At 66.1% G+C, this 13,601-nt stretch carries 9 protein-coding genes and 1 pseudogene; 8 read left to right on the top strand and 2 right to left on the bottom strand.

Translation table 11 applies throughout. The features are described from left to right. The first annotated feature begins 47 nt into the window (after positions 1 to 47). The 4 genes and pseudogenes from U5760_RS03565 to U5760_RS03550 all read left to right on the top strand — a co-directional run. Complete coding sequence (locus U5760_RS03565; protein WP_322009631.1) at positions 48 to 1,307, top strand: MFS transporter; 1,260 nt, start codon at positions 48 to 50, stop codon at positions 1,305 to 1,307. A 53-nt stretch (positions 1,308 to 1,360) separates the two neighbouring features. After that, on the top strand, positions 1,361 to 2,452 hold the full coding sequence (locus U5760_RS03560; RefSeq protein WP_322009629.1) for a hypothetical protein: 1,092 nt from the start codon (positions 1,361 to 1,363) through the stop codon (positions 2,450 to 2,452). Between the two features lie 149 nt (positions 2,453 to 2,601). Beyond that, the gene (locus U5760_RS03555; RefSeq protein WP_322009627.1) at positions 2,602 to 3,714 is read left to right on the top strand and encodes a porin; all 1,113 of its coding nucleotides are present in this window, start codon (positions 2,602 to 2,604) and stop codon (positions 3,712 to 3,714) included. Positions 3,715 to 3,769: 55 nt separating this feature from the next. Further along, a pseudogene (locus U5760_RS03550) lies at positions 3,770 to 4,027 on the top strand (hypothetical protein); the annotation flags it as partial. A 327-nt stretch (positions 4,028 to 4,354) separates the two neighbouring features. On the opposite strand, the gene U5760_RS03545 reads toward U5760_RS03550, so the two are convergent. Continuing rightward, positions 4,355 to 5,788: an NYN domain-containing protein gene (locus U5760_RS03545; protein ID WP_322010024.1), complete on the bottom strand. Its 1,434-nt coding sequence runs from the start codon at positions 5,786 to 5,788 to the stop codon at positions 4,355 to 4,357. 323 nt (positions 5,789 to 6,111) lie between these two features. Here U5760_RS03545 and U5760_RS03540 point away from each other — a divergent pair, with 323 nt between their 5' ends. Beyond that, positions 6,112 to 7,392 carry an alkaline phosphatase family protein gene (locus U5760_RS03540; protein WP_322009625.1) on the top strand — a complete coding sequence of 427 codons (1,281 nt, stop codon included), beginning with the start codon at positions 6,112 to 6,114 and terminating at the stop codon, positions 7,390 to 7,392. 2 nt (positions 7,393 to 7,394) lie between these two features. Further along, positions 7,395 to 8,720: a cytochrome-c peroxidase gene (locus U5760_RS03535; protein WP_322009624.1), complete on the top strand. Its 1,326-nt coding sequence runs from the start codon at positions 7,395 to 7,397 to the stop codon at positions 8,718 to 8,720. Here the strand turns inward: U5760_RS03535 and U5760_RS03530 are convergent. Further along, the gene (locus U5760_RS03530) at positions 8,717 to 9,679 is read right to left on the bottom strand and encodes an IclR family transcriptional regulator (RefSeq protein ID WP_322009622.1); all 963 of its coding nucleotides are present in this window, start codon (positions 9,677 to 9,679) and stop codon (positions 8,717 to 8,719) included. The two genes, U5760_RS03535 and U5760_RS03530, sit on opposite strands and share 4 nt — an antisense overlap. 126 nt (positions 9,680 to 9,805) lie before the next feature. Here U5760_RS03530 and U5760_RS03525 point away from each other — a divergent pair, with 126 nt between their 5' ends. Next, positions 9,806 to 12,145: a cytochrome P450/oxidoreductase gene (locus U5760_RS03525; RefSeq protein ID WP_322009621.1), complete on the top strand. Its 2,340-nt coding sequence runs from the start codon at positions 9,806 to 9,808 to the stop codon at positions 12,143 to 12,145. Positions 12,146 to 12,199: 54 nt separating this feature from the next. Further along, the gene (locus tag U5760_RS03520; protein ID WP_322009620.1) at positions 12,200 to 13,573 is read left to right on the top strand and encodes an MFS transporter; all 1,374 of its coding nucleotides are present in this window, start codon (positions 12,200 to 12,202) and stop codon (positions 13,571 to 13,573) included. The last annotated feature ends 28 nt before the right edge of the window (positions 13,574 to 13,601 follow it).

The raw sequence follows: 13,601 nt of genomic DNA, 5'->3' as shown, positions 1-13,601 counted from the left end.
CTGATAACACGGTGGCGCAACGACGCCGCCAGAAAGGAGACACGGTCATGAATCACGGTAACGCGTCACGCGCGGTGCTCGTCACGCTGGTCTGCTTCGCGGTTTCGATGATCGACGGCTTCGATACGTTGATGCTCTCGTTCGTTGCGCCACTGCTTTCGCATACGCTCCACCTCGATCACGCCATGCTCGGGCGCGTCTTTGGCGCGGGGTTCATCGGCACCGTGATCGGTTCGATCGCCGCCGGGCCGGCCGCCGACCGGTTCGGGCGGCGGCCCGTGCTGATCGTGGCGCTCCTCGTGACGGGCACGCTCACGCTTGCCTGCGCGTTTGCCCAGTCGGCGGAGCAACTCGCGGCGCTGCGCTTTCTCGGCGGACTGGGCATGGGCGGCGCGATTCCGCCTGTTGCGGCCATCACGGCCGAATGTGTGCCCGCGCGTCGTCGCGCATCCTTCGTTATCCTGATGTTCATTGGATTCCCGCTGGGCGCGGTGGTAGGCGGCGCGATCTCGGCGGTGTTGATGATGCGCTACGGCTGGCCGTTCGTGTTCCTGATGGGCGGGACGTTCGCGCTGGCCATGCTGGTCCCGGTGGTCGCGCTGATTCCGTCGCAACGGGTGGTCGGGGTGTCGCACGAGGCGAGGGCGGGACACGCACGCTTTGCCACGGTCCTCGCCGAGGGCCGGGCTGCCCCGGCGTTCGCGCTGTGGGGCGGGGTGCTCGCGAGCATGATCGTCTCGGGTTTCCTCGTGAATTTCATCCCCACGATGCTCAATCTCGACGGCGTGCCGCCCGCGCGCGCCGCACTTGGAGCCGTGGTACTGAACCTCGGTGCGATTGCGGGTGCCCTGGCGCTCTCGTGGGGCGTGCGGCGGCGCGAGCCTTTCACACCGGTTGCGCTTGCGCTGGCCGCGGGGGGCGTGCTCGTTTGCGCGCTTGGGTTCTTTATCGGGGCGGGCGGCGGTGTCTTCGCGATGTTGTTTGCTGCGGGCGCGTGCCTCGTCGGCGGCCAGCTGACTTTTCCGGCCATCGCGAGCCGGCTCTTTCCGGCTGCTGTGCGCGCCTCCGGCGTGGGCTGGACGATGGCGATCGGGCGTCTGGGTTCGATCATCGGGCCGGTAGTCGGCGGCGTTCTGCTCGCCCGGCATATGGCGTTCGAGCCGCTCTTTGCCTCGATCGCCGCGCTGGCGCTGGCTGCGGCGTTGGCGCTCGCACTCTCGGGCCGCTGGCGGCACCGCGCAACCACGGCAGCAGATACCGAGCCGGGCGAAAACGGCACCTTGGCGCTGGCCGAAGGCGGGCATTGAGGCCGAGGCTTCACTGGCGCGAGCCGCGCAAACAGAAACAGGAGAACGAAGTAATGAACGAACGCATCCTGACGCCACTGCAGTCGCTGCCGACAACCGGCGCGCGGGCGCTGGCGAGCTGGCAGGCCGACGGCACGCGATATCTCGCGGTGGCCCAAATGGCGCGCGATATTCCGGGCACGCCGGCGCACATGAATGGCGGTGACAGCGATATCGAGGCGCCGCTCTTTCGCATGGAGGACGGCCGGTTCGTCGAATGCGGGGCGTTGCCGCTCGCGGGCGGCGAGGATGTCGAGTATTTCCGCATTGGGGCACGTCAGTTCCTGGCGACAGCGGGCATACGCACGGGCCGGGGCCCCTACGACTACAACACCCAGGCCGTGGTCTACGAATGGCGCGACGGCGCATGGACCGTGCTACAGCGGTTCGCGGTGTTCGCGGCCAAGCAGTGGCGTGCGTTCTCGATCGGCGAGCGGTACTTCCTCGCGCTTGCGCAAGGCGTGACGGTGGAGGGAATCGACGCGTTGCATCCACGGCAATCCTGCATCTACGAGTGGGACGGCGAGCGCTTCGTGTTGTTCCAGACCGTGGAGGGCCGCTGGGGTTACGACTGGAATTTCACGAGCCACGACGGAGCTCACTATCTCACCTATGCGGACCACGTGGACGGCTCGCAACTGTTGCGCTGGGACGGCGTGCGCTTCGTGTCTCAGCAAACGTTCGATGAGAAGGGAGGCCGCACGTTCCGCTTCTTCGAAGACCGCGGCACGCTCTGGATGGTGCATGCCAACCTGCTCGCGCATACCACGCTCTACCGCTTCGACGGCGCGCGTTGCGTCGAGGTTCAGCGTCTGGGTGGCGCCGGGGGGCGCGAGCTTTGCGTGATCGAGGGGGCGCGTGGCCGCTATCTCGTACGCGTGTGCTTCATCACCGGCATACCGCAGGCGCCGGTGGTGGAGCGTGAATCGCAAGTGTTTCGCTGGACGGGCGGCACGTTCGAACTCGCGGAAACCTTTTCCACCAGTGGCGCGACTTCGGCGGAAACCTTCGTCGAAGCGGGCACGCGTTATCTCGCAGTGACCAACAGCCTCAGTGCGGATCTGCGTTTCGGCGTGGATTCCATGCTCTACCGCTTCGACGGCTAGAGACGCACCTGGCGGCTAGAGGCCGCTACAGGACGCTACAGGCCTCCACACGCCGCCTCACCGTTCGGCTCCGGCCGGACTTTCCCGAGCGCAAACATCCCGAAGGCACGGGAGGGACTCGTTTTGCCTAAAAAAACAGGAGACACAGAATGAAAAAGATCGCGATCCAGACGGCGTGCGCCGCGTTATTGAGTGCAGGGGCGATGAGCGCCGCGCATGCGCAGAGCAGCGTGACGCTCTACGGCATCATCGACGCGGGTGTGACGTGGTTCAGCAACCTCAATGGCCACAGCACGTTCGTGGCCAACGACGGCTCGATCCAGTCCAATCGCTGGGGTCTTCGCGGAGTGGAGGATCTGGGCGGCGGCACGCGCGCCGTCTTCGTGCTGGAAAACGGTTTCAATCTCTATTCGGGCACCATGGTGCAGTCGGGCGTGCTGTTCAGCCGCCAGGCATGGATGGGTCTTTCGAATACGACGCTGGGACAGCTCACGCTCGGCAAGCAATACGACTTCTTCTGGGACAACCTCACGCAGTTCGCCATGGGGCAGGTGGCGGGCCAGTATTCGTGGCACCCCGGCGACTTCGATCACCTCGCGGGCACGCTGCATATCAACAACGCGGTGAAGTACGTGTCGCCATCGTTCGCAGGACTAACGTTTGGCGGCCTTTACGCCTTTCCTTCGCAATCGGTGAGTGCGGGCACCGGTCGCGTGTTCGCGTTGGGCGCCCGCTACGTCAACGGGCCGCTGAACCTCGGCCTCGCCTACACCAACACCCACGATCTCGGCCTGAACGGACCGACCCAGGCCGGCACGACGTTCTTTCCCGATCTGCCGGCCGGCCCTGTGCTCGCGAGCAACGTGCAGTCGCTGGGGGCGGGCGGCAGCTACCGCTACGGGTCGAGCCTCACGCGCCTGCTGTTGACCGATACGCGCCTGCGCATCGAAGACGACAGCGGCTCGATGCTCACCTGGGAGGCAAACGAGGTGTACTTCGCGACCCCCGCGACGACACTCATGGCGGGCGCCTGGTACAGCAAGCTCGGATCGCAGAAATGGGTGAACGCCACGGCCATCTGCGACTATGCGCTCTCCAAGACCGTGGACGTCTACGCGAGCACGACCTGGCTGCATGCAACGGGCGGGGCCGCGCCCGTGTTCCTCGGCGGCGGCGCGGCGCCGGTGTTCGTGAACGGCCTTTATGTGGGTACGGGGCCCTCGTCGGTGGCGGTGCGGGTGGGGCTGCGCACGCTCTTCTGATGCCGTTGCGCTAGACTCTTCGATTCCCCATGGGCAATGGAACGAGGAGGTCCCGATGCTGCGTAAGACACTCAATGCCTCGCGGCTGCAGGAGGAGGTGAGCCGGCGCCTGCACAAGCTTCAGGAAGCGATCGAAGACGGCGTGAAGTTCGTCGTGCCGCGTCCGCAGCTTCAGCCGGCCGACCGCAGCGGCTGCAACTGGACGATGAAGCACTTCGGCAACGCGGCGGGCTTCGAGGCCGTGATTGCCGACGTGGTGGCCCGCGTTCAGGCCGAATACAACCTCTCGGTGGATGACGACGCGTCGGGCGACACGCTTCCCGCCGGCAAGACGGACCCGTTCGGCAGCGCGGCGGGAACTGCGGCGAAGGCCGATCCGTTCGGCGAAACCGCAGGGCCGAAGGGCAAGGCCAATCCGTTTGGTGAGCCTGGTGAGTCGGCTGCGCGGACGAAGGCGTCGAATCCCTTCGGTGAGGCCAAAGCTGCTGGACCGAGCGATCCGTCTGGAGGCGAGGCGCCGGCTGCGCCTGCACCAAAGCGTTCCGGGAATCCGTTCGGCGACGCCTGATTTTTTGCTCGCACCGTCGCTCGCCGATTTCCCTGCGGATCTGGCGAGCAGCGGTGCGGGTCGATCTTGCAATCAGCTTTCGTCTGCGGCCGCAGTGGCGGCTTTGGCGCGCGGGCGGCGCGCGCGTGATGCGGCCTTCTTCGCAGGTGCAGGTTTCTTTGCGGTATCGGTGGCGTCGGCCGTAGCGTCCGGTGCAGCGGGGGCAACGTTTTCGCTTGCTGGCGCGGCAGCCGCAGTCTTGCGTGCCGTGGTCTTGCGCGAAGCCGTCTTGCGGGCGCGACGCGTAGCCGGGCGGTCTTCCTCGGCTGGGGCGTCCTGCTGCACGGCGACTTCGGCTTGTTCGAAGGAGACGGTCTCCTCCACCGCGGGCGCCGGCGGCGCTTCGCTGAAAAGCGGCAGAGGCGGCTGCTTCGCCTGCGCAGCAGCGTGGCCTCCGTGCGTAGCGACGGCGCCCTCGACCTGCGACGCTTCGTTCGCCTGCGCTTCGCCCAAGGCTTCGCGACCCTTGCCGCCGTGCTTTGCGCCGCCCGCGGCATTGCGTTCGTCGCGCCGGCCTTTGCCGCGACCCTTGCCGCGCCCGCGCGATTCGTCGCTGCGCGTGGGCGCGGCTTCTTCCGCTACCGCAGGAGCCGTCGTCTCGGCTGCATCGCCCGCCGCAGGCGGGCTCGTACGCGAGACATAGGTACCCGACTTCTCGTCGCGGCCCACTTCCAGCAGCCCGCGCGCCTGGGCTTCGTCGAGCAGGTTGCCGAACGCGCGAAATCCATAGCGCGTTTCGTTGAAATCCGGCCGGCGCCGCTTGATGGCGCTCTTGAGCACCGACGCCCAGATCTTCCCGCTGTCGCCGCGTTCCAGCACGAGGGCGTCGAGCGTTTCCACCGCGAGCGCAATGGCCTTCGACTTGCGCTCTTCGGCCTTGCGCTCGTCACGTTCGTCGCGCTCGTCGTTCTCGGCCTTGGCCGGGCGTTCCTCGCCGCCCTGGCGCTTCGCACCCGTCGCGCCCTCGCGCCGGCTCGCGTCGCGTGCGGCTTCGCGCACGAGGTCGTCGTAGAAGATGAATTCGTCGCAGTTGGCCACGAGCAGGTCGGAGGTGGAGTGCTTCACGCCCACGCCGATCACCTTCTTCGCGTTTTCGCGCAGCTTCGAGACGAGCGGCGAAAAGTCCGAGTCGCCGCTCACGATCACGAAGGTATCGACGTGCGACTTCGTATAGCAGAGGTCGAGCGCGTCCACCACGAGACGGATATCGGCGGAGTTCTTGCCCGACTGGCGCACGTGCGGAATTTCGATCAGTTCGAAGCTCGCTTCGTGCATGGAGGCCTTGAAGCCCTTGTAGCGTTCCCAGTCGCAATAGGCCTTCTTCACGACGATGCTGCCCTTGAGCAGCAGACGCTCGAGCACGGGCTTGATATCGAAGCGGTCGATCTTTGCGTCGCGCACGCCGAGCGCGACGTTTTCGAAGTCGCAGAACACCGCCATGCTGACGTTTTCCTGGGGAGAGGCCATGTGATTCGCTTGTTTCATAGATGGATTCGAATGCACATGATATCCCCCCGCGAAGGGTGAGGGAGAAAACGCGTGCAGGGAGGCGTTTCGCGCTCATCAAGAACGCCGCATGAGGTCCATATTGTTTCGCCCATGGACAACCAAACATGTTGCGTGCGCAAGCATGCTGATATTTCGCGTTGACCCGATATTTCGGGTATTTGGGGCCGATTTTTCACGTCGCCGTCATATCCCGTCCCTAAGCTTGCGCGGCCCTATCCACCGCGCATGGGGCGGGCAACCACGACAATCCCCATAACGATTCGACAATCCAGAGGACTTCCATGGCTGTACGTTTTTCAGGCAAGGTCTGGGCGCTTTTCGCGACCCTCTTTGCCGCGCTTTGCGCTGCGCTTTTCGTGAGCGCGTGCGGTTCGTCCACGGCGCTCACGGGCCAGCAGCAGATTCGCCACGTGTTCGTCATCACGCTCGAAAACGAGAACTACGCGACCACCTTCGGCTCCAGCACGAAGGCGCCGTATCTGGCGCAAACGCTCGCAGCCCAGGGTGCGCTCGTGCAGAACTACTACGGCACCGGCCACGTGAGCCTCGACAACTACATCTCGATGCTGAGCGGCCAGGCGCCGACGCCGCAGACCGACAACGACTGCACGACCTATGAAGACTACAACATGTCCGGCACGACGTCGGACGGTCAGGCGATCGGCACGGGCTGCGTGTTTCCGGCGAGCGTCAAGACGCTGCCCGACCAGTTGAAGGCTGCCGGCTTCACGTGGAAGGGCTACGAAGAGGACATGGGCAACGACCCGTCGCGCGAAGCGGCAACCTGCGGCCACCCCACGCTGAACACGACAGACCTCACGCAGGAAGCCGAAGCGCCGAGCGCGGCCGTGCCGCTGGGCGACCAGTACGCCACGCGTCACGACCCGTTCATGTACTTCCACTCGATCATCGATTCGTCGGACTGCCAGACGAACGTGGTGGGCCTGAACAACCTGCAGAACGACCTGCAGTCGGTCGCGACGACGGCTAACTTCAACTTCATCACGCCGAATCTCTGCGACGACGGCCACGATTCGCCGTGCGTGAACGGCCAGCCGGGCGGCCTGACTAGCGCGAACACCTTCCTGCAGAAGTGGGTGCCGATTATCACGTCGTCGGCGGCGTTCAAGCAGGACGGTCTGCTGATCATCAACTTCGACGAAAGCAGCTACGCGAGCGAATCGCTGAACACGAGCTCGAAGCCGCCCACGCTCACGCTCACCTATTCGGGCAGCACCTGCTGCAGCGAGCAGCCGGGCCCGAACCTCGCGGCGTTCCCGCAGTCCTCGGCCTACGGCACGCTGCCGGCCAGCTCGATTCCGGGCCTGCCGTCCTCGCTCGGCACGATCTCGCTCGTCATGACCAAGGCGAACTACGGCGGCGACCAGACCGGCGCGGTGATGATCTCGAAGTTCATCAAGCCGGGCACCGTTTCGACGGCGCAGTACAACCACTATTCGATGCTCAAGAGCATCGAGGACATTTTCGGCCTCGGCCACCTGGGCTACGCCGGGCAAACCGGGCTTGTGGGCTTCGGCAACGACATCTTCACGAACCTGTAATCATGTCCGCGTTTTTTGCAACCACGACGGCGCAGTGCGCCGTCAAGGCTGCGCTTGCCGCCACCGCTGCCGCGGTGGCGGCGTTTTGCGTGGCGGGCGCGGCCCCTGCGCTCGCGCAGTCTCCTTCTCCGCAGGCGCAGCCCGCCCAGCATGCGGTTACGCCGGCCGTCCTGAGCGACACGGCAGCGCTCGGCAAGATGCTGTTCTACGATCAATCGCTTTCGGCCTCGGGGCGCATGTCGTGCGCGAGCTGCCATAGCCCGGCGCATGCCTATGGTCCGCCCAACGGCCTTGCGGCCCAGTTAGGCGGCCCGGACCTGCACTCGCAGGGCACGCGCGCCGTGCCCACCTTGCGCTACGTGCTCAACCGCACGCCGGTCTGGACACACGTGCAGGCGGCAAGCCTCGGCGAGCGTTTCGAAGACGACAGCTCGCCTTCGGGCGGCTTCGGTTGGGACGGCCGCTTCGATCACCTGCACGATCAGGCCACGTTCCCGCTTTTCAACGCCGACGAAATGGCGAACCATGATGCCGCTTCGGTGGTCGCGAAGCTCGCGCATGGGCCGTACGCGGCGCGCTTCAAACAGGTGTTCGGCGAGACCGTATTCGACGCGCCGGACGCGGCGCTGAAGGATGCGATGATGGCCGTCGAGCGCTACGAGCTCGAGGAGCCGGACTTTCACCCCTACACGAGCAAGTTCGACGACTACCTCGACGGCCGGGCCCAGCTCACGGCGGCGGAACTGCACGGCAAGAAGCTCTTCGACGACCCGAACAGCGGCAACTGCGCGTCCTGCCACATCGACCAATCTGGCGTGAACGGCGCCCATCCGCTCTTCACGGACTTCCAGTTCGAGGCGCTCGGCGTGCCGCGCAATCCGGAGCTGAAAGCGAATCGCGATCCTTCGTACTACGACGAAGGTCTGTGCGGACCGCTGCGCACCGATCTCGCGAAGGACAAGACGATGTGCGGCCTCTTCAAGACACCGACGCTGCGCAATACCGCCACGCGCGAGGTGTTTTTCCACAACGGCCGCTTCCACACGCTGCGCGAGGCGCTGCGCTTTTACGTGCAGCGCGATACGAATCCGGAGAAGTGGTATTCGCACGACCGCACGGGCCATGTCGTGAAGTTCGACGACCTGCCGGCCGCCGAGCGCGGCAACGTGGACACCATCGACGCGCCGCTCACCTACAAGAAGGGCGACAAGCCGGTCTGGAGCGAGCACGACATCGACGACGTGATCGCATTCCTGAAGACGCTCAACGACGGTTACGCGCTCAAGCCGCAGGCGGGCAAACCGCCGCTCGCACAAGCAGCGCGTTAGCGCTTGCCGGCGACGGTCGCGGGCGGCGTGTGCGCCGTCGCGGCATCGAGATAGCCGAGCAGGGCGCTCGCCGCGGCGGCTTCACGGCGCAGCGCCTCGCCGATGGGGCCGTCGGGCGAGGCGTCGAAGCCGCCCGTGGCGCCGAGCGCGGTGAGCACGGCGCACACCTTGCCGGCGTGATCGAAGAGCGGCGCGGAGACCGCGCTGATCCCCTTGAGATTCGTATCCTTGACCGACGCGCAGCGCATGGCCTGCACGCAGCGGCGCAGCTCGCCGATCGGATCGGCGGCGTCAAGCTGCGCGCGCAGCGACGCGTCCGCGTGCGCGAGCTCTTCTTCGGCGAGCGCGAGCACGCGTTTATCTTCAAGCAGGCCCAGAAACACGCGCCCCGTGGACGACCACAGCAGCGGCATCACCGATCCCACTCGCGCATTCACGGTCACGGGCAGCCCCGGTTCCTCGAAGCGGATGATCGTCGGTCCCTTGTTGCCCATCACCGCGACGAACGCCGTCACTTCGAGCTGCTCGCGCAGCCTCACGAGTGCGGGTTCCGCAATCCGCACCGGATCGGCCTGACGCATCGCGGCCGCGCCGATCATCATCGCCTCCGGCCCGAGCCGGTATTGCTGCGTGAGCGCGTCCTGCGTCACGAGTCCTTCCTCGATCAGGCTTACCAGATAGCGGTGCACTTTCGCGGGGCTCTCGCCTACGTAGGCGGCCAGACCGGTGAGACTCGCCCGGCCGCCAAGCCGCGCGAGGCCCTTGAGCACGGCCATGCCGGTTTGCGCCGACTGCACGCGCTGGCGGCGCTCGCGGGTGGCCGTCGCAGCCGTCGACGTCGCCGCTGTCGTTGTCGTCGAGGTTTTCGCAGCGCGGCCAGTCTTGGCAGCCGCAGCCGCAGCGGACGTGGGCGACGAAGCGGGGTCGGAAGAAGGGAAAGAAGCGGGGACGGTTTTCATGCAGCGATTCTAAGTGGCGGAAGAAGTCGCGCAGCACCAGCGCGATTTCAGGTTAACCCCTATCTCTGAATTACGCAATGCGTACTAGAGTTACGCAAAATGCATTGCGCAGGCAGGAGGAAGTCCATGAGTGAAGCCACCGAGACCACCGCGGCCCGGGCGGGAGGCTGCCCCTTTCCCCATGGCGCGGCAGCGGCCGCAGGCGGCTGCCCGGTCAGCGCGAACGCCGCGGCGTTCGACCCGTTCAGCGACGGCTACCAGCAGGACCCGCCCGAATACGTGCGCTGGGCGCGCGAGCAGGAGCCGGTGTTCTACAGCCCGCAACTGGGCTACTGGGTGGTGACGCGCTACGACGACATCAAGGCGATCTTCCGCGACAACCTCACCTTCAGCCCCTCCATCGCGCTCGAAAAGATCACGCCCACGGGGCCGGAAGCGAACGCCGTGCTGGCCTCGTACGGCTACGCGATGAACCGCACGCTTGTGAACGAGGACGAACCCGCGCACATGCCGCGCCGCCGCGTGCTGATGGAGCCGTTCACGCCCGAGCATCTGAAGCACCACGAACCGATGGTGCGGCGCCTGACGCGCGAATACGTGGACCGTTTCATCGACACCGGCCGCGCCGATCTCGTCGACCAGATGCTCTGGGAAGTGCCGCTCACGGTGGCGCTTCATTTCCTCGGCGTGCCCGAGGAAGACATGGACCTGATGCGCCAGTACTCGATCGCGCACACCGTCAATACGTGGGGCCGGCCGCGCCCCGAGGAGCAGGTGGCGGTAGCGCACGCGGTGGGCAACTTCTGGCAGTTCGCGGGCAAGGTGCTCGAGAAGATGCGCCAGAACCCCGACGGTCCCGGCTGGATGCAGTACGGCATCCGCAAGCAGAAGGAATATCCGGAAATCGTCACGGACTCCTATCTGCATTCCATGATGATGGCGGGCATCGTGGCCGCGCACGAGACCACGGCGAACGCCACCGCCAATGCCATGAAGCTGCTTCTGCAGCATCCGCACGCCTGGCGCGAGCTCTGCGAAGACCCGAGCCTGATCCCGAACGCCGTGGAGGAATGCCTGCGTCACAACGGCTCGGTGGCGGCGTGGCGGCGCCTCGCGACGAAGGACACCCAGGTGGGCGGCATCGATATTCCGGCGGGCGCGAAGCTTTTGATCGTCACGTCGTCGGCCAATCACGATGAGCGTCATTTTGCCGACGCGGATTGCTTCGACATCCGCCGCGAGAATTCGAGCGACCATGTCACGTTCGGTTATGGCTCGCACCAATGCATGGGCAAGAACCTCGCGCGCATGGAGATGCAGATCTTTCTCGAAGCCTTTACGCGCCGTCTGCCGCACATGCGGCTTGCCGAGCAGTCGTTCAGCTACGTACCGAACACTTCGTTTCGCGGGCCGGAGCATCTTTGGGTGGAGTGGGACCCGGCGCAGAATCCGGAGCGCAGGCAAGCCACGCTGCCCGAGCGGCAGGGCGCCGTGCGCATCGGCGAACCGTCCACGCATGCGCTGGCCCGTCCGGTAATCGTGGAGCGCGTGAGCACGGCGGCTAACGGCATCGTGCGGTTGCGGCTCGTCGCGCCCGAGGGCGCGTCGCTGCCGCGCTGGGCGCCGGGCGCGCACATCGACGTGGAATGCGGCGACACCGGCCTCTCGCGCCAGTACTCGCTGTGCGGCGATCCGGCCGATACGCTGGCGTTCGAGATTGCGGTGCTGCGCGAAACAGAGAGCCGGGGTGGCTCCGAATGGATACATGACGCTGTGCGCGAGGGCATGCGGCTCAGAATTCGTGGGCCGCGCAACCACTTTCGTCTGGACGAGGAAGGGCGCCGCGCGATCTTCGTCGCGGGCGGTATCGGCATCACGCCGGTGAGCGCGATGGCGCGTCGCGCGAAGGAACTCGGCATCGACTACGCATTGCATTACAGCGGCCGTTCGCGCGCGACAATGGCCTTTATCGACGAACTCGCGCAGTTGCACGGCGAAAGGCTGCACCTGCATGTTTCCGACGAGGGTACGCGGCACGATTTCGGCACGCTCGTCGTGGATGCGCACACGCGCGTCTATGCCTGCGGTCCGGCGCGCCTGCTCGATGCGCTTACGGCATGCAGCGAGGCGTGGCCCGACGACGCGTTGCGCGTCGAGCATTTTGCGGCGAGCGCCAGCCAGCTCGATCCTGCGAACGAGCATGCGTTCGAAGTCGAACTCAAGGACTCGGGGCTCGTGCTGAATGTCGCGGCGGGCCAGAGCGTGCTCGATGCGCTGCGGCGCGCGAACATCGACGTTCAGAGCGACTGCGAGGAGGGCCTGTGCGGATCGTGCGAAGTGCGCGTGCTCGCGGGCGAGATCGATCATCGCGACGTGGTGCTCACGCGCGCCGAACGCGAGACCCACACGCGCATGATGACCTGCTGCTCGCGCGCGAAGGGCCGGCGCGTGATACTCGAACTCTAGGCGTACGCGCCGGGATCGACATTAGAACGACATAGGTGGAATGGAGACTTTTTCATGAGCAAGACCGTGGAGGTGACCGGCGTCATCGACGAAAGCCGGTTCGGGCCGTATCAACTGCTGGTGGTGGTGCTGTGCGCGATGTGTCTCGTCATGGACGGCTTCGACGTCCAGGCCATGGGTTATGTCGCGCCGGTGGTGATCCGCGAATGGGGCATTCCCAAGGAAACGCTCGCGCCCGTGTTCGGCGCGGGCCTCTTCGGCATGCTGGTGGGCTCGCTCACGTTCAGCGCGCTCGCCGACAAGATCGGCCGTCGCCCCGTGCTGATCGGCGCCACGCTGTTCTTCTCGGTCTGCATGCTGGCCACGGGTTTCGCGCAGTCGATCGAACAACTCATTGCCTGGCGCTTCGTGGCGGGGCTCGGGCTCGGCTGCATCATGCCCAACGCCATGGCGCTCGCGGGCGAGTATAGCCCGCGCCGCGTGCGCGTGACCCTCATGATGATCGTCTCGTGCGGCTTCACGGTGGGCGGCGTGGTGGGCGGACTCATCACCGCCGCGCTGATTCCGGCCTTCGGCTGGCGCGCCGTGTTCTTCGTGGGCGGCGCGATTCCGCTCGTCATGGGTGTGCTGATGGGGATCGCGCTGCCCGAATCGATCCAGTTCCTGCTCTTTCGCAAGGGCCGCGATGCCGAGGCGCGCGTGCGCCGCAACCTCGCCCGCGTGGCGCCCACGCTGGCGCTGACCGCGGACACGACGTTCACGACTGCCGAAACGCGCGCCCGCGGCGTACCGTTCGTCGAGCTCTTCAAGGAAGGCCGCGCGCGCGTGACGCTGCTCCTGTGGGTCGTGAACTTCGCGAATCTGCTGGACATGTACTTTCTGTCGAACTGGCTGCCCACCGTGATCCGCGACGCAGGCTACTCCACGCAGACCGCCGTGCTGGCCGGCACCGCGCTCTGGGGCGGCGGCGTGATCGGCACGCTGCTGCTGGGCCGCATCATCGACCTCGCGGGTTTTACGCGCGTGCTTGCCACGACGTTCGTGATCGCCATCGTCGCCACGGCGGCGATCGGCAATCCGGCCGTGATGGTCTCGGTCGTCGCCATGTTCGTGGCGATCTTTCTCACCGGCTTTTCGATCATCGGCGGCCAGCCTGCGCTCAATGCGCTGGCGGCCACCTACTATCCCACCTCGTTGCGCTCGACGGGCATTGGCTGGAGCCTCGGGGTCGGTCGTATCGGCTCCGTGGTCGGGCCGGTGCTGGGCGGAGCGTTGATGCATCTGCACTGGTCGTCGGCGTCGCTCTTCATGGCCGCGGCCGTGCCCGCATGCGTTTCGCTGCTCGGGATCGTCGCGATCCATCACGCGCATCGCCACGCGCCGCAAGCGCAACCGGGAGGCGGCCGTGCGGCGGCGCAGGTGGAGTGACTGGCGCTCGCGCAAGCGCGCGGCAGCG

The organism is Paraburkholderia sp. J12 (assembly GCF_905220215.1).
In the GTDB taxonomy this organism is placed as follows: domain Bacteria; phylum Pseudomonadota; class Gammaproteobacteria; order Burkholderiales; family Burkholderiaceae; genus Paraburkholderia.
The sequence above is the reverse complement of the archived record's forward strand: the minus strand, read 5'-3'. Positions and strand labels throughout refer to the sequence as shown.

Excerpts from the sequence above, each read along its gene's own strand:
- U5760_RS03565 (WP_322009631.1), top strand. The coding sequence starts at position 48 with ATGAATCACGGTAACGCGTCACGCGCGGTGCTCGTCACGCTGGTCTGC.
- U5760_RS03560 (WP_322009629.1), top strand. The coding sequence starts at position 1,361 with ATGAACGAACGCATCCTGACGCCACTGCAGTCGCTGCCGACAACCGGC.
- U5760_RS03555 (WP_322009627.1), top strand. The coding sequence starts at position 2,602 with ATGAAAAAGATCGCGATCCAGACGGCGTGCGCCGCGTTATTGAGTGCA.
- U5760_RS03545 (WP_322010024.1), bottom strand. The coding sequence starts at position 5,788 with ATGGCCTCTCCCCAGGAAAACGTCAGCATGGCGGTGTTCTGCGACTTC.
- U5760_RS03540 (WP_322009625.1), top strand. The coding sequence starts at position 6,112 with ATGGCTGTACGTTTTTCAGGCAAGGTCTGGGCGCTTTTCGCGACCCTC.
- U5760_RS03535 (WP_322009624.1), top strand. The coding sequence starts at position 7,395 with ATGTCCGCGTTTTTTGCAACCACGACGGCGCAGTGCGCCGTCAAGGCT.
- U5760_RS03530 (WP_322009622.1), bottom strand. The coding sequence starts at position 9,679 with ATGAAAACCGTCCCCGCTTCTTTCCCTTCTTCCGACCCCGCTTCGTCG.
- U5760_RS03525 (WP_322009621.1), top strand. The coding sequence starts at position 9,806 with ATGAGTGAAGCCACCGAGACCACCGCGGCCCGGGCGGGAGGCTGCCCC.
- U5760_RS03520 (WP_322009620.1), top strand. The coding sequence starts at position 12,200 with ATGAGCAAGACCGTGGAGGTGACCGGCGTCATCGACGAAAGCCGGTTC.